The 20,283-nt window shown below is 64.0% G+C and carries 19 protein-coding genes and 1 tRNA gene; 7 read left to right on the plus strand and 13 right to left on the minus strand.

Annotated features, from left to right (window positions below; all coding sequences use genetic code 11):
• The first annotated feature begins 163 nt into the window (after positions 1-163).
• Positions 164-1,711, plus strand: a complete 1,548-nt coding sequence (locus AC1DJT_RS19395; protein WP_476834683.1) for an undecaprenyl-phosphate glucose phosphotransferase — start codon at positions 164-166, stop codon at positions 1,709-1,711.
• Positions 1,712-1,767: 56 nt separating this feature from the next.
• A complete protein-coding gene (locus AC1DJT_RS19400; RefSeq protein ID WP_476834684.1) occupies positions 1,768-2,973 on the plus strand; it encodes an O-antigen ligase family protein in 1,206 nt (401 codons plus the stop codon).
• Between the two features lie 96 nt (positions 2,974-3,069).
• On the opposite strand, the gene AC1DJT_RS19405 is transcribed toward AC1DJT_RS19400, so the two are convergent.
• The gene (locus AC1DJT_RS19405; RefSeq protein WP_441508347.1) at positions 3,070-3,885 is read right to left on the minus strand and encodes a class I SAM-dependent methyltransferase; all 816 of its coding nucleotides are present in this window, start codon (positions 3,883-3,885) and stop codon (positions 3,070-3,072) included.
• A 338-nt stretch (positions 3,886-4,223) separates the two neighbouring features.
• Between AC1DJT_RS19405 and AC1DJT_RS19410 the strand changes: the two genes are divergently transcribed.
• Positions 4,224-4,301, plus strand: a tRNA-Pro gene (locus tag AC1DJT_RS19410).
• Between the two features lie 223 nt (positions 4,302-4,524).
• On the opposite strand, the gene AC1DJT_RS19415 is transcribed toward AC1DJT_RS19410, so the two are convergent.
• The 7 genes from AC1DJT_RS19415 to AC1DJT_RS19445 all read right to left on the minus strand — a co-directional run bounded on the left by AC1DJT_RS19415 (position 4,525) and on the right by AC1DJT_RS19445 (position 11,096).
• Positions 4,525-5,616 (minus strand): hypothetical protein, encoded by a 1,092-nt coding sequence (locus AC1DJT_RS19415; protein WP_476834685.1) that lies wholly within the window; start codon positions 5,614-5,616, stop codon positions 4,525-4,527.
• Complete coding sequence (locus tag AC1DJT_RS19420; protein WP_476770321.1) at positions 5,603-7,381, minus strand: fatty acyl-AMP ligase; 1,779 nt, start codon at positions 7,379-7,381, stop codon at positions 5,603-5,605. Before AC1DJT_RS19420 ends, AC1DJT_RS19415 begins: the two co-directional genes overlap by 14 nt.
• Complete coding sequence (locus tag AC1DJT_RS19425) at positions 7,378-7,629, minus strand: acyl carrier protein (protein WP_441490951.1); 252 nt, start codon at positions 7,627-7,629, stop codon at positions 7,378-7,380. The genes AC1DJT_RS19420 and AC1DJT_RS19425 overlap by 4 nt, the downstream gene beginning before the upstream one ends.
• A gap of 26 nt (positions 7,630-7,655) precedes the next feature.
• The gene (locus AC1DJT_RS19430; protein WP_441508344.1) at positions 7,656-9,176 is read right to left on the minus strand and encodes an MBOAT family O-acyltransferase; all 1,521 of its coding nucleotides are present in this window, start codon (positions 9,174-9,176) and stop codon (positions 7,656-7,658) included.
• 321 nt (positions 9,177-9,497) lie between these two features.
• Positions 9,498-9,668 carry a hypothetical protein gene (locus AC1DJT_RS19435; RefSeq protein WP_476770320.1) on the minus strand — a complete coding sequence of 57 codons (171 nt, stop codon included), beginning with the start codon at positions 9,666-9,668 and terminating at the stop codon, positions 9,498-9,500.
• A 304-nt stretch (positions 9,669-9,972) separates the two neighbouring features.
• Complete coding sequence (locus AC1DJT_RS19440) at positions 9,973-10,161, minus strand: hypothetical protein (RefSeq protein ID WP_141740231.1); 189 nt, start codon at positions 10,159-10,161, stop codon at positions 9,973-9,975.
• 176 nt (positions 10,162-10,337) lie between these two features.
• The gene (locus tag AC1DJT_RS19445; protein ID WP_441508343.1) at positions 10,338-11,096 is read right to left on the minus strand and encodes an SDR family oxidoreductase; all 759 of its coding nucleotides are present in this window, start codon (positions 11,094-11,096) and stop codon (positions 10,338-10,340) included.
• 172 nt (positions 11,097-11,268) lie between these two features.
• Between AC1DJT_RS19445 and AC1DJT_RS19450 the strand changes: the two genes are divergently transcribed.
• Positions 11,269-11,493 carry a hypothetical protein gene (locus AC1DJT_RS19450; protein WP_441508342.1) on the plus strand — a complete coding sequence of 75 codons (225 nt, stop codon included), beginning with the start codon at positions 11,269-11,271 and terminating at the stop codon, positions 11,491-11,493.
• A gap of 858 nt (positions 11,494-12,351) precedes the next feature.
• On the opposite strand, the gene AC1DJT_RS19455 is transcribed toward AC1DJT_RS19450, so the two are convergent.
• A complete protein-coding gene (locus AC1DJT_RS19455) occupies positions 12,352-12,699 on the minus strand; it encodes a hypothetical protein (protein WP_441508341.1) in 348 nt (115 codons plus the stop codon).
• A gap of 254 nt (positions 12,700-12,953) precedes the next feature.
• Between AC1DJT_RS19455 and AC1DJT_RS19460 the strand changes: the two genes are divergently transcribed.
• From AC1DJT_RS19460 to AC1DJT_RS19470, 3 genes are all read left to right on the plus strand, one after another.
• Complete coding sequence (locus AC1DJT_RS19460) at positions 12,954-13,205, plus strand: hypothetical protein (RefSeq protein WP_069881075.1); 252 nt, start codon at positions 12,954-12,956, stop codon at positions 13,203-13,205.
• A gap of 115 nt (positions 13,206-13,320) precedes the next feature.
• Positions 13,321-13,560 carry a hypothetical protein gene (locus tag AC1DJT_RS19465; RefSeq protein WP_441508973.1) on the plus strand — a complete coding sequence of 80 codons (240 nt, stop codon included), beginning with the start codon at positions 13,321-13,323 and terminating at the stop codon, positions 13,558-13,560.
• Between the two features lie 487 nt (positions 13,561-14,047).
• Positions 14,048-15,247, plus strand: a complete 1,200-nt coding sequence (locus AC1DJT_RS19470) for a M14 family metallopeptidase (protein ID WP_476834686.1) — start codon at positions 14,048-14,050, stop codon at positions 15,245-15,247.
• Between the two features lie 98 nt (positions 15,248-15,345).
• On the opposite strand, the gene AC1DJT_RS19475 is transcribed toward AC1DJT_RS19470, so the two are convergent.
• The 4 genes from AC1DJT_RS19475 to AC1DJT_RS19490 form a co-directional block, all read right to left on the minus strand.
• On the minus strand, positions 15,346-16,794 hold the full coding sequence (locus AC1DJT_RS19475; RefSeq protein ID WP_476834687.1) for a S41 family peptidase: 1,449 nt from the start codon (positions 16,792-16,794) through the stop codon (positions 15,346-15,348).
• 290 nt (positions 16,795-17,084) lie between these two features.
• Complete coding sequence (locus AC1DJT_RS19480; protein ID WP_441490962.1) at positions 17,085-17,348, minus strand: hypothetical protein; 264 nt, start codon at positions 17,346-17,348, stop codon at positions 17,085-17,087.
• Between the two features lie 452 nt (positions 17,349-17,800).
• On the minus strand, positions 17,801-18,169 hold the full coding sequence (locus AC1DJT_RS19485) for a SpoIIAA family protein (RefSeq protein WP_476770318.1): 369 nt from the start codon (positions 18,167-18,169) through the stop codon (positions 17,801-17,803).
• 412 nt (positions 18,170-18,581) lie between these two features.
• Positions 18,582-20,283: autotransporter domain-containing protein (locus AC1DJT_RS19490; RefSeq protein ID WP_476834688.1), on the minus strand; the 1,702-nt coding region annotated here is incomplete at its 5' end.

Genomic DNA, 20,283 nt, shown 5'->3' on the forward strand with positions numbered 1-20,283 from the left:
GGATAAAATGGACCGTTCGCGATGGTCCGGAATGCCGTAGAGTCTCCTTGCTGGCCACAAGACAGCGAAGCATCGGATTAAGCCTTCCGAGAGCATTTTGAGCTAATCGCAAGYCGGGACCGGGAGGTGAGTATTGCTCCGGTCTGAGTAGAGGTAGCGTGTGATGGGCACTTTCGATGTGCGTGACCTGATCCAGGCCGACGCGGCCGGAGCATCAGATCCAGCCGGCGGGAGCAAGACGGGTTCGACCCGCGCTTTCCATCCCCTGGCCGAACGCATCGCGGCGATGCCGGTCAAGCCGACACTCTCCCCGGTCCTGATCGAAGGCCTGGTGCGCCTGTTCGACGTTCTGGCCATCGTCAGCGTGGCAGGGCTGGTCTACTGGTTCTATGTCGCGGGCACCACCAGCAGCACCCTTCTCTATCAGATCACCGTTCTCCTGGTGAGCGTCGGCGCACTCGCCGCCTTCCAGGCGCTGCATCTCTACCATATAGGCGCTTTGCGCCATTTCGTCCCGACGGCTGCCCGGCTCGTCGCGGGCTGGACCATGCTGTTCCTGATCGCACTCGCCGCCTTCTTCTTCATGAAGGTCGGAAGCCAGTTTTCCCGGGTCTGGCTGGCTGGCTTCTATGGCGGCGGTCTCGCAGCCCTGCTCGGCGAGCGCCTTCTCGTGACGATGGCCGTGCGCCGGCTGACACGCACGGGACGGCTCGAGCGGCGCACGGCCATCGTCGGCGGCGGCGCTGCGGGCGAAGCGTTGATCAAGGCGCTCGAAGCGGAAAAGGACTCCGGACTGCAGATTTGCGGCGTCTTCGACGATCGCAACGACGATCGCTCGCCCGATCTCGTCGCCGGCTATCCAAAGCTCGGCACGATCGACGACCTTGTCGAGTTCGCCCGCCGCACCAAGCTCGACCTGGTGATCTTCACCCTGCCGATCTCGGCGGAGGGACGCATCCTGCAGATGCTGCGCAAGCTCTGGGTTCTGCCGATCGACATCCGTCTCTCCGCCCATATGTCGAAGCTGCGGCTACGACCGCGCTCCTATTCCTATATCGGCGCGGTGCCGGTGCTCGATGTGTTCGACCGGCCGATCGCGGACTGGGACATCGTGGTGAAATGGCTGTTCGACAAGATCGTCGGCACCCTTGCCCTGATYGCCCTCTCGCCGGTTCTTCTGATCACGGCGATCGCGGTGAAGCTCGACTCGAAGGGGCCGGTCCTGTTCCGGCAGAAGCGCTACGGCTTCAACAACGAACAGATCGAAGTCTTCAAGTTCCGCTCGCTCTATCACGAGATGCAGGATGTTACCGCCAGCAAGCTGGTGACCAAGGATGATCCGCGCGTCACCCGCGTCKGCCGTTTCATCCGCAAGACTTCGATCGACGAGTTGCCGCAGCTCTTCAACGTGGTGTTCAAGGGCAATCTCTCGCTGGTCGGCCCCCGCCCGCATGTCGTCCACGGCAAGGCCGACAGCCGCGCCTATGAGCAGGTGGTCGACGGCTATTTCGCCCGCCACAGGGTCAAGCCGGGCATCACCGGCTGGGCTCAGATCCATGGCTGGCGCGGGGAGACCGACACCGAGGACAAGATCCAGCGCCGCGTCGAGCACGACCTGTACTACATCGAAAACTGGTCCGTGATGCTCGATCTCTACATTCTGTACAAGACGCCGATCTCGCTGCTGACCAAGTCCGAGAACGCCTATTGAGCGCGCTCGCCGACCGCGCGGGAGATGAAGGCGGCCGTCGCGGCCTGAGGGTGTCCTTGGCCTCGATCAAGCGAGGCACGCTCTGGCTGCTGACCGCCTCCAGCGGCTTCGCGCTGATCGAGCCGTCACCCTATGAATTCTTCTTCCTGCTCACGCTGTTCGTCTTCGCGCTGACAGGCATCCGCTTCTCGCAAAAGCTGCTGCCGATGGTCGTTCTGCTGCTACTCTACAATATCGGCGGCATCTTCTCGCTAATTCCGTGGATGGACGAGCCGGCCTCCGTGCGCTTCACAGCCGTCTCGGTCTACCTGATGATCACTGCGATCTTCTTCGCGGCCATCATGGCGGAGGACCCGCTCGGCCGGCTGGAAACCCTGCGCAAGGGCTATCTCTTCGCCGCCTGGTGCGCGAGCTTTGCCGGCATMCTCGGCTATTTCGACATCGCCGGCCTTTCCGACGTCTTCTCCTATGCCGGCCGCGCCTCCGGCACGTTCAAGGATCCCAATGTGCTGGGGCCCTTCCTCGTGGTGCCTATCGTCTACGCGCTGCAGCATATCCTGATTGGGCGCCTGGGCCTGATACGCGGCTTCCTGGTGATGAGCGTGCCGCTGATGGCCGTGCTGCTGGCCTTCTCGCGCGGGGCCTGGGGCAATCTGGCCGGCTCGGCCCTGATGATGGTCGGGCTGATGTTCCTGACTGCACCCAACGCTGCGCGCCGCGCCCGGATCGTGATGCTCACCCTCACTGCGCTTGGGGGCATCCTTGTCGCATTGCTGATCGCGCTCTCGTTCGAGAGCATCCGCGACATCTTCGAGATTCGCGCCAGCCTCAACCAGAGCTACGACCAGGGCGTAACCGGCCGATTCGGCAGCCAGCTGCGCTCGCTCCCGCTCCTCCTCGATGCGCCCAACGGGCTTGGCCCGTTGCGCTTCCGTTGKCATTTCCCGGAAGATCCGCACAACGTCTACATCAATGCGTTCGCCTCCTATGGCTGGCTCGGCGGCATCGCCTATCTCGGCTTGATGGTCACCACCTGCTATGTCGGCTGGCGTCTCGTCTTCAACCGCTCGCCCTGGCAGAACCACGCGATCGTGCTGTGGTCGGTGCTGTTCATCACCATCCTGCAGGGTGTCCAGATCGACACGGACCACTGGCGGCACTTCTACCTGCTGCTCGGGCTGGTCTGGGGCCTGGCAGCGCTCAAGCCGGGCAACGCTGCCGGTCAACTCCCGCGCGGACGATTGCCCGCTGGTCGGGCATAGGTCATCGGACTGGATATCGTCTCCGGTTCTCTGACCTGCCCTTCTGTGTCCGCATCGGCTTCCCCAAGACCGCAATCCATTTTTCAGGTCGGTGTCCTAGACCGGCGCCTTGCGGACCAGCACGTAGTCGTAGGTCGTCACCAGGTCCCAGCCCGTTTTCGCAGCCAGCAGGTTGAAGGCGTGGTCGATCTCCCGCAGCCCCGGCAAGCGCTCGAAATAGCCATGCCCCCAGAAGCGCTGGACGTGAACATCGCGGAATCCGGCCCGGTTGAGCATCGGCGTCAGCTGCGCGCGGCTGCCGCGGCACCAGTCGTAATGGGCCGGGAATTTTGGATCGCTGCCGTCCTGCCGACGTGCCGGAAACAGCGCGTGCAAGATGGCGCGCGAGGCGGCCTCCGGCAGGATGTGGTTCAGCGCGAAGACCGGCGCCCAGAGCGTCGGGAAGAAGGCCAGCGCCATTCCGCCTGGCGCCAGCAGCGCATGGATGTTCGTCCAGGCCCGCTCGACATCCCGGATATGCTCGAAGACCATGCGCGAGACCATCAGGTCGTAGCCGCCGCATTCGACATCAGGTTCGGACAGATCGCCAGCAATGTCGAAACGCGCCGTCCGCAGGCCGGGCGCCGACAAGGCCAACTCGTTCGCGTCGATATCATTGACGACGAGGTCCAGACCATGGCTGGCGGCTTCGGCGGCGGAGAACAGCGGGTCGCGGCCACCACCGATCTCGCAGATCCGCCTCAAGCCGAACTGTCGGGTCAGGGCGAGAATCGTCCGCTCGTAGTTCTTCCAGGCCCAGCGCGAATGCCAATCGGGCTGCAGCTCGGCGAAGAAGGTTTCGAGAGCGCGGTCCTGATTCCGTGTCGCCCTTGCGGCTGTTCCCTTCGCACCCAACGCAATCGTCGCGGTCATGCCACTCTCCACCGATCATCCGGGAGGGAGGATGTGGACGAACGGCTCTCTCCGCAATGTTTTGCTTAACATGCAGTTAATGCCGACGGTTTCGAAGCCGGAAGGCTATCGCTCAAGGGTATGCGTCCAGCCGGCTCCTGCCATGGAGCCCCTTGGCGCTTGTTCCCRGTGCACGCCGAAAGCGCAGGTGGACGTGGTTCTTTCGCGCCCCGAACCAAGGCTTGGCGCGAGATATGGCAGCGCGGCATGGCGGCGATGCAGCGCTTCTGAAAAACCCTGCGGAGAGTATGCCGAAGCGCGTTGCATCCGCGCGCCCACCCCTCTATAAGCCGCCCTGTCGGAGCGTAGCGCAGCCCGGTTAGCGCACTTGTCTGGGGGACAAGGGGTCGGAGGTTCGAATCCTCTCGCTCCGACCATAAAACCTCATGGAACCATTGAGTTGGCGAACGGCATTAAGATGCCGCGGCGCCGTATCTGCTCGGGCACATTCGGGCTACACCAGCGCGATTCTGGCATTTCCAGCACGTGGGCCAAGCGTCAGTTGCGGCTCGCGAGGGAACTGCCGAGCTCTGACGCTATGCTGTTCTGATCTGGAAATTGATCGAGCGCGGCGGGAAGAGAATCAAGCGGCGGCGCACTTCAGCGCCGCGCATCGACCTTTGAAGCGACGGCGCCCTCCGCTCCCCTCAACCGGCCGAATCGTTCCCAGTTGGGCGGCATCGGCTCGCCGAAAATGCGGGCCAGCATCATGYGGCCGACCTCAGCGGAATAGTGAGCCTGGTCGCCCATCCAATAGTTCGGATCGTCCGAGAGCCAGTCGGCGCCCGTGAAGTCCCAGAGCGGCGTGACACGCGCAACCTGATCAAGCGCTTGCGCGAGATCCTTCGGCAAATAGCGGCTCTCGACGGCACGGTGGAGCGGGCTGACGGCCACAATGAGCCTGGTGCCGTTCTGTCGAGACAGCGTGGCGATACGCTGCAGGATCTGCAGCTGGTCTGCGAAATACGCGCGCTGCGCGAACGGCCTGTTGTAGTCGCTTCCGGCCTGCGAGCCACGCCCGGCCAAGCTGCTCAACGATGCCAAACGGACGAATGCCAGTTTCACCTTGTCGACGACCGAAGGGCTCTTGCGATCCCTCTCCTCGATCGCGGCGCGGGCCTCGCGCAGGATACGCTGCCAGCTCCGGACCTGCATGGCCGTCAGATTGCGCCACCAGAAATACACGCCGCTTTCGCCGCTCAGGGCCTGAGGCAGCAAGGTCTCGATGTAGCGGTTTGTCGCCGGGGGATCTCCGAAGGTATCGATATCGAGGAGCAGGAACACCGTGCGCAAGTGCTGCCCTCGTTTCGCCTTGTCGGCGAGGACGTATTCGAGCGCGGGCAGGAAGTCCGGCAGCATGCCGCGTGTGGCCCAGAAACTGGCGAAATTCACCCCGTCCAAGCGGCGGGACAGCTCCGCTGGCGCAGTGGCCTGGGCGCGAGAGGAGCCGAACAGCACGCCCTCGAAACTGTCCGGCGCAGCGTCATAGGCCGCGAGATTACGGTAGTGGTAATTGAGGTTGGGCGTACGCGGAAGGACGTTTGTGCCGAACACGCCCTGCGGATCGATCACGACATTCGCGACGACCACGCTGGCAAAGAACGCCGCAGCGCCCAGGATAAGGGCCAGCGCATAGGTCCGAGGGTTCATCCCGGACGCAGCGGAAACCGGCTTCTTCTTACGCCAGAGCATCGGGCAAACCTGGCTGGAGTTCGGCAAGGCGTCCGTCGAGGAAAAGGCTGCGGGCAAGGCCGCGCTGGATCTTGCCGCTCGTCGTCTTCGGCAGGTTGCCGGGGCGGATCAGTACGACATCCTGGATGGCAAGCTCGTGCTCGGTGGCGATCGCCTCGCGGATCGTGTCCTCGATGTCATCGATGGAGACGTGGCGCATCTGCGTCCGCTCGATTTCCTGCACCACGACAAGACGGCCCTCGCCATCCTCGTCCAGGATCGAGAAGGCGGCGCCGCCATGCCTCCGCAAGGCCGGGTGGCTCGCCTGAACGGTGTCCTCGAGGTCCTGCGGATAATGGTTGATGCCGCGAATGATGATCACGTCCTTGATGCGCCCGGTGATGAAGAGCTCGCCGGTGTCATCGAGGAACCCGAGATCGCCGGTACGAAGCCAGCGCTCCGCCGCTTCCCCTTCGATCCGCGGCCAGAAGGTCGCGGCGGTGGCCTTGGCGTTTTGCCAATAGCCCTGGGTGACATTCGGACCGGAAATCCAGATCTCGCCGGCATGACCGGTTTGAAGGCGTCGGCATGTCTCCGGATCGACGATCGCGAGCCTTTCGCCGACGAGGGCCTTGCCGCAGCCTGCGACGAACTGCGCGTCGTCTTCGCTCGTCGGCGCGGCCGCGCGAAGGCGTTGCAGCGCCTCCCGGCTTATCCGACGTTTTACGAGCCCCCGCCCCCGTCCGCCGCCGGAGGCGAGAAGCGTCGCCTCCGCGAGCCCGTAGGCCGGCGAACATGCGTCCGGCGCGAAGCCATAGGGCGCGAAGGTCTCGGTGAAGCGCTCCATCGTTTCCGCGCGCACCGGCTCGGCGCCGTTGAGCGCAATTTTCCAGTGGGACAGATCGATCCCCGCCATCTGGTCGGGGCGGAAGCGATCGACGCAGAGATCGAAGGCAAAGTTCGGCGCCGTCGCGAACTCGGCGCGGTAGTCGCTGATCGCGCGCAGCCAGTTCAGGGGGCGCTGCATAAAGCTGACGGGGGCCATGAGTACGCAAAGCGAGCCGATATAGAGCGTCTGCAGCACGTTCAGGATGAGCCCCATGTCGTGATAGAGCGGCACCCAGCTCACATAGGTCGTCGCGCGGGTGTTGCCGTATACGAGCCGGATCATCTCGCTATTGGCGAGAAGGTTGCCATGGCTCACCATCACGCCCTTGGGATCCGACGTCGAGCCCGAGGTATATTGCAGGAAAGCCAGGTCCTGCAGGCCGGGCTCCGGGAACATGCTTCCCGCCGGCGCCTGGGCCTCCTTCGTGGCGTCGACGGCCATGAAATCGAGCGTGGGGGCCTGGAGACGCTCCGAGAGGTCGCCGCGTGTCGCCTGCAGTGCCGGACTCGTCAATGCGATACGCGGCGTGCAGTCGGCGACGATGCTGGCGCTCGAATTGCGCGCGCCCAGGCGCCGTGGCGGCATCATCGGTACAGCGATCGTGCCGGCAATCAGGCAGCCGAAGAAGGCGACGAGGAAATCGAGCCCAGGCGGGAACATCAGGAGCGCGCGCTCTCCGGAGAGACCGCGCCCTACCAGCTCCGCCGCAAGCGCACGGGCGCGGCGCTCGAGCTCCGAGAAGGTGAGCGATGCCTCCTCGCCGCCGCGATCCGACAGGAAGGCATAGGCGCGCTCGTTCGGCTGCTCCGCGGCGCGCGCACGCAGCAGCTCGACCATCGAGCTGTGACCGGCCTCGAGGACCGCCGGGCTCTCCTGAATTGTCGGAATCTGGTTCAATCCTGCGCTCCCGCGAGGTGACGGGCAAGCGCTGCGATGCTGGGGTATTCGAAGGCCAGTTCAGGGGCGAGTTCGCGCCCAAGCCATTCCTCGAGCTCGGCCACCAGGTAAACCGCCATCGCGGAATCGACGCCCAGGCGCGTGAACTTGGCCTGCGGATCGATCTTTTCCGCAGGACGTCGCAGCCCCTTGGCGAGATGCGCGACGCACCACGCGGTGATTTCGGCTTCGCCCTTGTCCGTTGCCATCAAACGCTACGCTCCCAGACTGATCGTCAGAATTGGTAATAGAGGAACTCGCTCACCTGCCCGAGCCGGAAGAACACTTCGCCGAAGAGCAGGAAGGCCGTGCCGAGGGCGATGAGCGAGGGGCGCCAGGCCAGCGCGCCGACATGTCTTCGCCAGTTCGACTGAGCATCGCCTTCGCGATAGCCGGTGATCTCCATCGGGTCCGGCAGGAGAAGGGCAATCGCCAGCGCCAGCAGGGTCAGCGCAGTCCCGGTGAGCGACCAGGTGCTGCCGAGCCAGGTGCGGATGAAGGCCTCAGAGATCCAGCCCTGGCGTATCGCCCACCAGTCGTGCTGGAGCGTGAGCGCCTCCGCGACCGGGGATTGACCCATGCCTCCCATGGCGGCGAAGAGATGCCCCGACGTCTCGATATCCGCAGAGCGAAACAGGACAGAGCCCACCACGAAGGCCGTAAAGGTCAGCGCCCATCCGACGAACCGCCCAGTCTGTGTCGGCTCATCCCGCTCGGGCACGATCCGCTGCCAGATCGTGTTGATGGTGAGAAGGCAGCCGTGATAGGCGCCCCATACCACGAACGTCCACCCGGCTCCGTGCCAGAGACCGGCCAGGGTCATCGTGATCATCACTGCGATGGCGCGCCACCACCCCATCGGCCGGCCGAAGGTCAGCGGCCCGTAGACATAGTCCCGCAGCCACTGCGACAGCGTGATGTGCCACCGCCGCCAGAAGTCCAGGATGCTGGTTGCGCGCAATGGTGCGGCAAAATTCACGGGCAGCCGGAAATTGAACAACAGCCCGAGGCCGATCGCCATCTCGGAATAGCCGGAAAAGTCGAAGTAGATCTGGGCCGAGAAGGCCAGGGCACCGCCCCATGCGGCGATGGCGGTAACCGGGTCGCCCCTCGCCGCAGCGTCGAAGACCGTGCCGACATGCGGCGAAAGCGAATCGGCGATCAGCACCTTCTTGGCGAGGCCGATGATGAAAATCGTCAGCCCAAGGGCAACGTTCGACCAATCCAACCGGAAGCGCGCATCATCGCCGAGCTGCCGGCCGAAGCTGTTCCAGCGCACGATGGGTCCCGCGATCAGATGTGGGAAGAAGGCGACAAAGAACGCGTAGCGGCTGAAATGAAGCGGAACTTTGCGGCGGTAGACGTCGACCAGAAAGGCGATCTGCACGAATGTCGTGAACGACAAGGCGAGCGGAACGACGGGGGGCGCGGCTTTGTAGGAATGAACGATCGAGAGAAGGAAATCAGCGTATTTCCAATAGCATAGCACGAGGATGTTGCTGACGATTCCGAAGACCAGGAGTCGCTTCGCCGCCGGCTTCTCCGCGGCTGCGATCAGCCGTGCGAACCAGAAATTCGCGACGATCGACGCCACGGGCAACAGCACATAAGGCGGGTTCCACCATGCATAGAAGACGAGCGACGACAGCGTCGTGCCGATGATCGCGGCCGCGGCGCTCACGCGCGCCAATGCGAAGTGCAGAAGCACCGCAAGCGGAAGAAAGACGAAGATGAACTCGGTAGAATTGAAGAGCATCGGGCGTGCCGTTGGAGCCGTGYGAGGCTACAGGCATACAGCCGGTCCGGACGCACGCAAGACGGACCGGAAGCTTGTGGCCCATTAGCCGGCCATATGTGTGAAATATGTCACCGATACTGCCGCTACGGCGCGGTCGGTCATTGGGCAATCTCCACGACTGCGCAGGAGCCTCAGTAAAGGGTCTAGCTTTGCCACTCTTCGCCTTGATCGAGATTGAGAATCGCTGCGGGCATCAAGCCCGGCATGGAGCTCGGAAGCCTGAACCAGTGATGTCGATGGCTGCGTGAATCTCTGCGGGCCTTCGGGGTACAGGTTGCTTTACCAGATTTTGATCCCCAGCCTGCCGTCATAGGCATGCGAGCGGCCATTCAGGCCGATCTGGTAGCCGGCGGAGGCATAGAGAGCTCCCATAATCGCCTCGGGTGCGCCGCGATTGATCCGACCTTTGGTCACACGGCCGCCGCCGATCGCAAGCAGAATCTGGAGCATGATGCGCCGGGCCTGCGATTGACCATGCTGATTTCGATGATCTTGCTTGTGATGAACGGATTCAGCGGCCGGCGGAGGCGGCCTCGATTGCGGAGCAAGCGGCCGCGGCGCTGAACACTGCGTCGGCGACGCTACGCGGCCGAGCGCGGACCGTGCACTTCCGGCGCTCGACGGAGACACCGCGCGTTGGCTTGCCAACGCGGCACATTATGTTCGCMGCGCGAGAGGACGAGCGCCCTTCATGTCCGCTCACGCGACCTTTGGGCTGGTTCCGCGTGGGCGGAGCCAGCCGGCGACGTTCATCCTACTGCCGCCTCTTCCCCGGCGCCCCAGGCTTGGCCGGGCTCTGCGCGGCGACCGGGTCGCTTGCGGGGAACGTATCCTTCAGCGCCTTGTCGAGCTGCTGTTCCGGCGTGCTTTCACGCTCGGTCTTTCGCTGCTGCTTCTGCTCCTTCCGGAGACTTTCGACCGCCGGGGTTGTGTGCTCTCGCATTGCCATGCCTCTGCCATTGATGAAGCCGATAGACGAGCTAACGCCAGCGAGACCCATACGTTCCCAAACCGTGTCGCTCCTCCCGGTCCCCGCGGGAGATGGCGAGGCGCTCGATCGAAGGTACTTCCGATCGTCGCCCGCCAATCCTGATCTGGCGGCTCGCTTCAGCGCCGGTATCAGGCCAGCCGCACGGAAATGCCGCCATCCACGAGCATCGGGCTTCCCGTCACGAAGCTGGACCTGTCGGACAACAGGAACAGGGCCGCCTGCGCGATCTCCTCTGAACTCGCCATGCGCTTCATCGGGTGCAGGTTGGCGACGAAATCCAGGACGGCCGGCTGTCCCTCGCCACCGCTTGGCGTGATGGTGCCGCCCGGCAGGAGCGCATTGACGCGGATGCCGTCCGCGGCATGCTCGGAGGCCAGCGACTGCATCAGGCCGATCATGCCCGCCTTGGACGCGGCATAGGCCGCCATTCCCGGCAGCCCGCCATTGCTGAAGCCGACGAAGGAGGATGTGAAGACGATCGAGCCCTGCCCGCTCTCCTTCATGGCCGGGATCTGGGCTTTCGCTGCCAGAAACGCGCTCGTCAGATTGACCGCGATGACATCGTTCCAGTTGGCCATCCCCATCTCGGCGACCGGCATCATGTCGCCGACGATGCCGGCATTGTTGAAGGCGCCGTCGAGGTGACCGAATTCCTTGAGGGCCAGGGCGACGAGCGCGCTGGCATAGTCCTCATCCCTGACGTCGCCGGCCAGACACACGGCCCGGCCATGGTTCTTCCGGATCTGCGCAGCCAAGGTTTCCATCTCGGCACCACGGCGGGCTCCGAGAACCAGCTTGGCTCCTTCGGCTGCGAACAATAGAGCCGCCGCAGCGCCGATTCCGCTGCTCGCACCCGTGATGATKATCGCCTTGTCTTCCAGTTCCACAGCTCGCTCCCCTGTCGGTGTCGTCAAGGCGAATTAGCGATTGGCCGCGGGGTGCAGCCACCCGTTTCCTGTGGTTCGGATCAGCCGCGCGGCGGAACCTGACGTCCGGCGGCACCGTTGTTCCGTCATTCGCGGATAGCCGCGAGCTTGAAACCGTGCGGAGGAGAACGCCATGGAAACGGAGACTGAACGCAGGGCCGAACGGCAATCGGCGACACGGGGCGGCGACCCGATCTCTCCTCTGCGCCCCGACGATCACTCGGCCGCCCATCCCGCACAGGAAACGCCCGTCGAAGCACGGCAGGGTTTCCTTGGCCGCCCGGTCCTGAAGGTTCTGATCGCAGGGCTTGTCCTGGCAGTATTGGCCTGGATTGTGGTCGCACTCCTGGCCCCCTGACCGGAGGCTCGCAGATGCCCCCTGGACTGCTTGCCCCTGAGCCGAGGCCTGCCGGTGCCTCGCCTGCTCCGATCCAGACAACAGAAACCCGGCCCCCTTTAGGAGAGCCGGGCCAAGTTTGGGGTCACTAACTCGTCCTGTACTACGCGCCGCGAACGATTAGGTTCCGATGGCCGATGCGCKATGAGCGCGCTCCGTTTCCACGGCGTTCTGCCATCAGATAAGCGCCCGGCGACAGTCGCGATGACGTGATGACGCTCGACTGCGCTGTGATCTMTGGCTGCGACAATGCGTCGTATATTGCGGTTATTGCCGAGGTTGAGGGGGCAATATCGTCTCACCTTTCACGATGAGGTGTAGTGATGACCTATGTACTTCGTCTTTCACTGGCTGCTCTTGTCTTACTGCCGCTCGCGGGATGCATGGAACAACAGGCGAGCCGCACGATGTCTACCCCCACGACAACATCCTCCATAGCAACTTGGCATTATAAGCCTGCTCCCGATTCAGTGAAGCTGATGGAGGAACGCACGTTCTGACGGCGCGATCGCGGAGCGGACCTTCCCGGGGTTTGTGAAGCGATGGGTCCGGAACAGCGTTTCCCTGTGACGTTCTGCTGCCGCCGGATCGTCGTCGCCCAGCCTGAGCGTATTCATCCACCTCGAGACCTTCCCCCGCATCGCTTGCGCCATGGCCGCGTCGCGTTTTCCGGCTGCAGAACGAGAACGAGCCCGCTGCACCATTCGGCGCAGCGGGCATAATCGGCGCCTATGAGCGGTCGTCCCCGGCGTGTCCGGCTCCGGCCCCATGGCCCAGATGCCTGCGCTGCGGGGCCTCGAAAGATCGGCCCCCAAGTCGTCAGCGCTGCGTGAAGAAGGTCAGCAGAACCTTGCCCCTTTCCCCGATGAGGCACAGGAACCGCCGCGGTTTGTCCGTGCGATCCGTGCGCAAGTAGGCTTCGCCCATGATGATGCGTGTGATCGGCGTATCCCCCACCTTGGTTTCGGAGGTGGCGATCGTCGCCCCGTCCTCGTCGATATAGATGTCCTTGATCTCTGGCTCCCGCGACGAGATCGTATGGAGCGCCGTGGCCTTGCAGGCGACGATCTCGGGTGAGGACGGATTTTCTGCCGGAGCAGTCTGGCTGGACGCGGCGCCCGAGAGCAGCGCCAGCGCAATCAGGCTATGGAAAGTCGTACGGATCATGATCAGCACTCTGTTGAGGTCGAGGCTAAACGCATGATCCTGGCGCCGGTTCAAAACTGCCCGGCACCGGACACTCCATCCTCGCCGACGCACGGGCTCGCCGTGCTCTCGCCGCACGCCGCAGGGGCGCCCTCCGAGACTCCATCGATCACGGCCAGGTGAGCGTATCGCAGACACGCATGGCCGCCGAGGTTTTGACTCGCACTTGCTCGAGAACATAACTAGAACAATCGAAGGCCGCGGAGATTCACGCCATGAATGTCGACACCTTCATCATCCAGGAATTCGTCACCCGCCGGAAACGGCTGGTGCCGGGCAACAAGACGCCCGCCAAGACCAAGCACCATGCCCTGCGCGATGCGGAGCGGCTCGCGGGGCGGGCGGAAGGCGTCGCCGTCATCCATGTCGTGGCCGATGACGAGACCAGCGAACTCAGCTCGATTGAGGTTCTCGCCCGCCATGGCGCCATTCCCGAGGAGTTTGAGGAAGGCATCAGGGCCGCATGATATGTCCCAAGGGGTCTAGGGTCTTAGGGCTTGGAAGACACCGGCCGTAAGTCTCTACCCGCGCACGCTCAGGCTGCATCATGCTCAGGGGCTCCCGCAGCCGGCGGTGATCGTTATGCAACCTGTCTATGACGACCTGATCCTTCGTGCGCGCAAAGCCGTCGTGTTCCTCAAGCAATGTGGTCTCGATCACAGCGCCGAAATCGTCGATGAGATGGTCGACGCGCTCAATGAGCTCACAGGGAGGGTCTCGCTGCTGATTGCCTTGAACGTCTCGCTCCAGACGGGGCAGGACAACGAGGCGGGCCACGGCCAGCTGGGAGAGCCTGGCCCTTTTCCCAATCCGGACAGCTGAGCGCTCTCCCAGGCCAGCCCGGCGCCAAGGCGCATCCCAGGACGTTCCCGAGGACCCCTGCGAGATCGCGGGAGCAAGGGCATCGGGAGCGGAGTGTGCGCGCCTGCGTCAGATCAAGGCGGAGAGGTCCTACCTCATGCCGCCCCATCAGCGATGTAGAATCCGATGGCCGAGGCACATGCCAGTACGATCGATAGCTCGAGAATGCCCATTGTCGCCTCCGAGGTTTGCTCAGCTTCAACTGCGGCAGCACTGCCCAAGTTCCGCCGCATCATCGCCCAAAACAAGTAAATTCGCCACCCCTGCGGCAAGTGGTTCCGATTGCTGGGAGAAATCCAAGACCGGACCGCGAGCGACGCTCGCAGCATGACCGCCCTGCCCGGCACCGTGCTCGCCTCCCGGGTGGCGGCGTCTCACCCGGATCTTGCGTCGGCGCCGGGCCGGGAGCAGATCGTCCCCATCGCGTACGACATAAGGACCGATCGCCATGTCAGACGAAACAGACAGCCTCGATCGCCGTGACTTCATGAGGGCAACCATTGCCTCGGTCGGCGCGTCGGCTGCCCTCGCGGCCCATGCCGGCCCCGCACGAGTTCAGGCCGCTTCGGCGCCGGCGGCACGCTCGGCCCAGGCCGCGTCGCGCGGGACGGTCTTCACCGGAGACGTGATCGGCGGGAAGAGAGTGATCAGCGCACTCGACCTCGAGGACCTCGCGCCCGGCAGGCACCTTTTCTATTTCCAGGGCGTGCAGATGCCGACGGGGCAGCACTGGTACGTGTCCGTTATCGTMGCCAAGGGAGCGAAGCCAGGCAAGCGCATCGCGCTCATCAGCGGTGTGCACGGCGACGAGATCAGCCCGATGCACATGATCCAATCGGTCATGGCCCAGCTCGATCCGGCCACGATGTCGGGCAGCGCCATGGCGRTTCTCGATGTGTCCCGTCCGGCGCTGGAGGGCATGGCGCGCCGCTGGCCCAATTCCGGACGGGGCATAGATCTCATCGACATCAATCGCGAATGGCCCGGAAACGAGAACGGTGACAGCGCGCCCAGCCGGCATGCCGGCTTGCTGTTCAACAGGCTGTTCAGGCCGAATGCCGATTTCGCGATCGACTTCCACACGGGGACCACCGGGATGGATCTCACGGGGTTCCATCTCGCCCGAATGGACCTGCCCGAGGTCAGGGCCATGGCCGAGCTCTATCCGATCGACCAGATTTTCGACAATCGCGCCTATCCCACACTGCTGGCGAACGCCCTGATCGACGCAGGCATCCCAGCCTTCACGCCCGAGATCGGGGCTGCGCGCATTCTGGACCACAGCCTGATCCCGCTCTTCGCAGAGGGCACGATGAATGTGCTGAAGCATCACGGCATCATTGCCGGTCCGATCGGGCGCACGGGTCGCGATTCAGGCGTGTTCCTCGCCAACAGCGGGCACACCATTCTTTCAACCCATGGCGGCTTCGTCGAGCTTCTCGTCAAGCTGAGGGACAAGGTCAAGATTGGGCAGAAGGTCGCCATCCAGCGCAATGCTTTCGGCGAAGTGGTCGCGGAATACATCTGCGATGTGGCGGGCGAGGTCTGTGGCCGGCGCACGGACGCCACAGCCGAACCCGGTACACCGCTCGTGTTCATCTTCTACAACGCTGCGCCCGCCGAAGCCCCCGTCGACTATTCCGAGTAGGCGCCAGCGGCCCCCTGATACCGCTCCGGGCCGAATGGCTTGACGCCGGCAGCCCTGGAGAGGAGGCCGGCTCGCCATCGCGCCCGAGCCGCTCGCGCCTATTTGCCGGTAGCGATCAGCCGCATGACCTCCGACATCACGGGATCCTTGCCGGCGGCATAATCTGCGAAGGTCGGTGCAACCGTCAGCGTCGGCTGGAGCGATCCTGCGGGCACGGCATAGGCATAGTTCAGCAGGAAGCACGTCATGATCTGCGAAAGGCTGCAGCCGTTCTCCCAATCGTGATAGGCCGTCGTATAGCGCAGCGTCAGTTTCGTGTTCGGCAACAGGGTGGTTCCGCCCTCACCCCAGAACTGGGACCGATCGCCCATCGCCTCTCCGATCAGGAGCGCGCGGGAGCCGGCGAAATATTTCAGCCGTGCCGCGGTGCTGATCGCCGCGGAGAAGGTGTTTGCGCTGGTCAGAATGAAGAGCCTGCCACCCGGCGGCAGAAGCTCAGGCAAGCGGCGCGAGAAGTCCGCGGTCAGGACATAATCGCCGCCGCGGTTGAAGCGCAGGTCGACGACGGCGTTTCGAATGGGTTTCTTGCCCGCCTCGTCGAGCATGTCCGATAGATACCGGGATGCGGAGACCGGCCCCTTGTCGCTCATCCGGTTGATCTGGACATAGAGCAGGTCCTGCGCCGGATAAACATGCCAATAGTTCTCTTCAGGTCGCGAGAGATAGAGCGGCAGAGCAACGCCGTCGAGGACGTGCCGCCATTCGGCCGCGCCAGTGACTGGCGCAACGGGGCTGAGATGGCGCTTCGGCCAAAAATTGCTACTCAACGGAGACTGGCTGGCAGGCAGCGCAGCAAGCTTCGCCCGCCTCATGCTGCCATCCGCCGTACGGATGTCGAACGTGCTGCTGCTTGCCGTGTCGGCGAGCCCGGCGGCATGGAGCAGTTCAGGCGAGATCAGGAAATTCGGCACGAACTCCTTCGACAGATTGGTAGGGCCGCCGACATAAGGGCGCAGCGCCTCCACCAGCGCTTCGGTCGGGCGCTCGTTTGCGCCGAGGATCTGCCCTCCGAGAAGATGACGCAGGTTGTCGGCGGCCGCGATCACGAACAATCCGTCAGAAAACCATCCCAGGCGAATGGGCGCGGCGTTGAAACCATGATCCCCTGCCATCCCGACGATGTTGGTATGGCCGTTATCGGCAAGGGCCACGGCCTTCGCCGTCGCCATCGCCATGCCCGCCTTGTCGAGCTCACCTGCCCGCTGCTCGATCGCATCGAGAGCTCGCCCATACGCCGCGCGGGTTTCGCTGGTGAAGCTCCGCTCGACCTCGGGCAGACGCCGCAGATGCGCCAGATCCTGGCGATTCCTTTGGGCCTGGGAAGCGGCGGCCTGAAAATCCGTCTTGGGATAGGGCTTGAGCGTCGGATAAAGAACGAGGCCGAGCGGCAGCAAGACGAGAACAAGCAATGCCGCCATTGYGATGAGGGAGACCTTGATCCAGCGCCGGTGCAACAACCGCTTGGGAGCATCACCGTCTCGTCGCATTGACCTGGCCAACCCTTAAGCACCCTGTCGATCACGTGGCTATGGCATGGCCTCGGTCCGCTCCGCCAGCCTKAACGCAAAGGTTGTGGCTGGAAGCAAAACACGGCTGGCGCGTGTTGCAATAACGACGCGAATCCGTCGCTTCATCGCCGGTCCGCTCAGGTGCGCCGGCCATGGCGGGAGAGCCCCGGCCGATGTCTCCAAGTGCGGGCCGATACGACGTCCGTTCCGGGCCGAACTCGCTGGATCAAGCGTCCCCGAAAAATCGGGTCACGGCATCGGATCCGAAATCATTTCGGAAGGCACTCCACATGATAGGCAATGATGATCTGCCCCGGGCTGGCCTTCCCGATGCTCTTCAAATCCTCCAGGCCACTTCTAATCTTGTCTCCGGCCTCCCTTAAACTGTCGTCAAGCTTCGATTTGGCGGACAGACATCGTTCTTCCGTCGAGAATTCCTGGAACACCACGCTCGGGCGGAGCCTCCATTCGGCCCTGTCGTTTGTCGCGGCAGGGTTGACCGAGTAGGAGAAGACATACATCAGAATCCACATCGGCATGCTCCACTGGTGGCAGATGATCCCCGTGCGGCGGCCAAAGCCGCCTGGATTGCCTTGATCAACGCGCCTCTGTCCGGTCGAGCGCCGACAGCGCGCATGACCATCATGATCTCCGTGGCCTCGTCAGGCGACGTATGCTTGGTCGGTTCCAGACGAGGGAATACAAGGGCTCAGGAACCTCAAGTATATCGGCAGCGAATACCCGAGATATCCGGTGCATCGTTATAGCCCCTCCGGGGACGCATCGTAAGGCGTTTTTCGGGCGCCCCCCCGCAAGGTGAGCCCGCTGAGCCGCAGTGCCGGCTTTCGCTCGAAGAGGATATCCGTCTGCGGCCTGCATCGCATATGTGATGTTGCAGCCGCCTGCCGTGGCGCAGCCCTGGGCTGCTGATTGTCCTCCCTCGACGAACCGGCCCTGCTCCGTCCATTACGTCGGACCGTCGCAATCAGCGCGCGGCTTCCAGCCACGCCAAGGCTTGCGCCCTTTCATCGAAGGGAAATTGCCGAACCTCCGCTGAAACGAAGTGCTTGGCGATATGCGGCATGATCTTCAGCAACTCGCTATCGGTTACCGCCGCGATGCGATCGATCTTGCGGTGGTGATCCCTGACGAAGCGGAGATGGGACACGAGCGCGCCGAAGCTGTCCCAGCCCGGAAAGGCCTTTGCGCAGATCATCACTCCAGCGAGCCTGCCATGGGATGCGATGAACGGATCGACCTCCCGGGCGATCCGCTCAGAATCGGCCTTTTCAATCGGCCCGTCCGGCGAGAGTACAAGGACAGCCTGGGCGCGCAGCAATTCGAACTGGATCATCGTTCCCTCCCGATCTGGCGTTCGAGGCGGTCCCTCGCATCAGGAAAACCCTTGGCGTCTTCCGCGCCAGGATTCTGGGGAGCATATGTCATGGCGCGCATGCGGTTCGCATGAGGCAAGCGGCCCCCCTAGCGGGTCCGGCTCAGATAATCGCTGAATCCCTCCAATGGTTCCATGAGTTTCCGCCGCGCCAGGCTGACTGATCACGGCAACGCGGACAGGCCCAACGCCAATGGCTCTTGCGTTGATCCTGAGACCAGGCCTCCCCTTGGGCCGGCCGCGACCAACGCGAGCGGACTCTTCCGCGCCGCCGAATTCCGTCTCGACGTCGACCGCAGATCAGGCGGCGCGCAAGGCGCTCTCTATCGACCGGGTCCGAGCGAGGGCCTCGCCCGGACGTCCGATCGGGAGCCTAGAAGCTCACCTTGACCAGAGCCTGTCCGCCGAGGCGATTTGCACTTGCTGCGAGTTCACCATCGAAGCGAGCGCCCAGGGTTACGGCTGGCGTGATCTTCAGATCGAGCCCGGCCGCCAGGAGCGCACTGTTGCGGGGGGCGCGCGCGCCATCGATCGCAAACCCTGAACCCGCGAGACCGCTGATCGTGGCGCTCAATCCGGCTTCGCGCTGATAGTAATGCGCCCAGCCAGCCCGGAGATAACCGGCAACCGGGAGGCCGTTCACAGCCCCACCGACATCAAGCTGCATTCCGAGCTCGCTTCGGCTGGTCACGTCGCTCCGCCGAGCCAGGTTCAACGCGGCGGCGTTGGCGCCATTCCAGCTCGCCTCGGTCAGGGCGGGGCTGCGGACCTGGATGGCCTGCAATGCTGCCACCGGTGAAAGCGTGACGCCGGACCACTCAAACAGAGCGGCGCTGGCCTGCAGGCGCCCGCTCCAGGCGTTGCTGCCATAGGACGATGAAAGGCTGGATGCACCGAGAGCCGGCACGGCCCGGTTCACATCGTTMTCCAGGCGCGCATAGGCCAGGGCAGCAGCCAGGTTGACCGGTCCGAGCTTGGTCATGCCGTAGATGCCGGCCTGGAAAATGTCTGCATCGGCCTTTCCGAGCCCGCCCGAGAGCGATGCGCGGGCGCTGCCGCCAGCCACGGCGAAGCCGACGGTACTGCCAGGGCCAACGCGAAGGTCGGCACCGACGGCGAGATGCACGTCGTCGACATCACGCTTGGCCGAACCGTCCCGGGCTCCTCCGTCATTGCGCCCTACGGAGCCGAGCACCGCCCCCCAGACCGAGTATGCGGGGGCGTCGAGGAAGGCCGGTCGAGCCGGTTCGTCGCTTCCCTTGCCGCCCAGCGCCGAGAACGTCGCGGCGCCAGGGCCGGCCCCGCTTCGCCCGGCGCTCGCCGGGTTCAACATGGCGTGGAGGAACTGGTCCGCGGMGGCATTGGCCATGGCCGGCACCGACGTATGGGCTTCGCCGGAAAGCTGGTTCACGGCAGCGGGTATCTCGGCTGCCGGCAGGTTGTAGATCGTAAACAGCGGCGATGGATCGCCCCCGGCAGCGACGGCCCGATCGATCGCGCTGGCAATCGAGAAGCCGCTGAACATCCTGGCGCCAAACATGCGCGGCGACAGGCCTCCCGGGGGAGCTGCCGGCGGCGTGACGATCGGCACCAGCGGTTTTGGCGTCAATGTCAGGAGGACGTCGTTGCTGGTGTAGGAGATGGCCGTGGTGACGCCGTCGCCGAACGTGCCGGATGTTGCCTCGGTGCCGAAGCGGCTTCCTCCGAGCCCGCCCGCGGCCGAGAGCAACGTGTAGGGGCTGGAGAATGTGTACGCGCCGCCAAGCGGCACGATTCTGAGCGTACCGGCGAGTGCTGCAGCGCCCGTGACGTTGACGCGATCCGAGACCGCACCCTGTACCTCGGCGAGATAGCTCGATCCGGCGGCCAGCGTCAGGCTGCCGTTGACGGTAAGCGTGCCGGGCGAATTTCCGGGAGCGAGCGTGCCATTGACGATCATCGCGGGAATCTGGCCGGAGCCACTCAGCGTAGCGCCAGGCGAGACGGTCACGCTCGACGAGGATGCGATCGAACCATTCACGACGAGCGTGCCGCCGGTCACGAGTGTCGCGCCCGTATAGGTGTTGGTGCCGGCC

Source organism: Allobosea sp. 05T422_2, assembly GCF_056396265.1.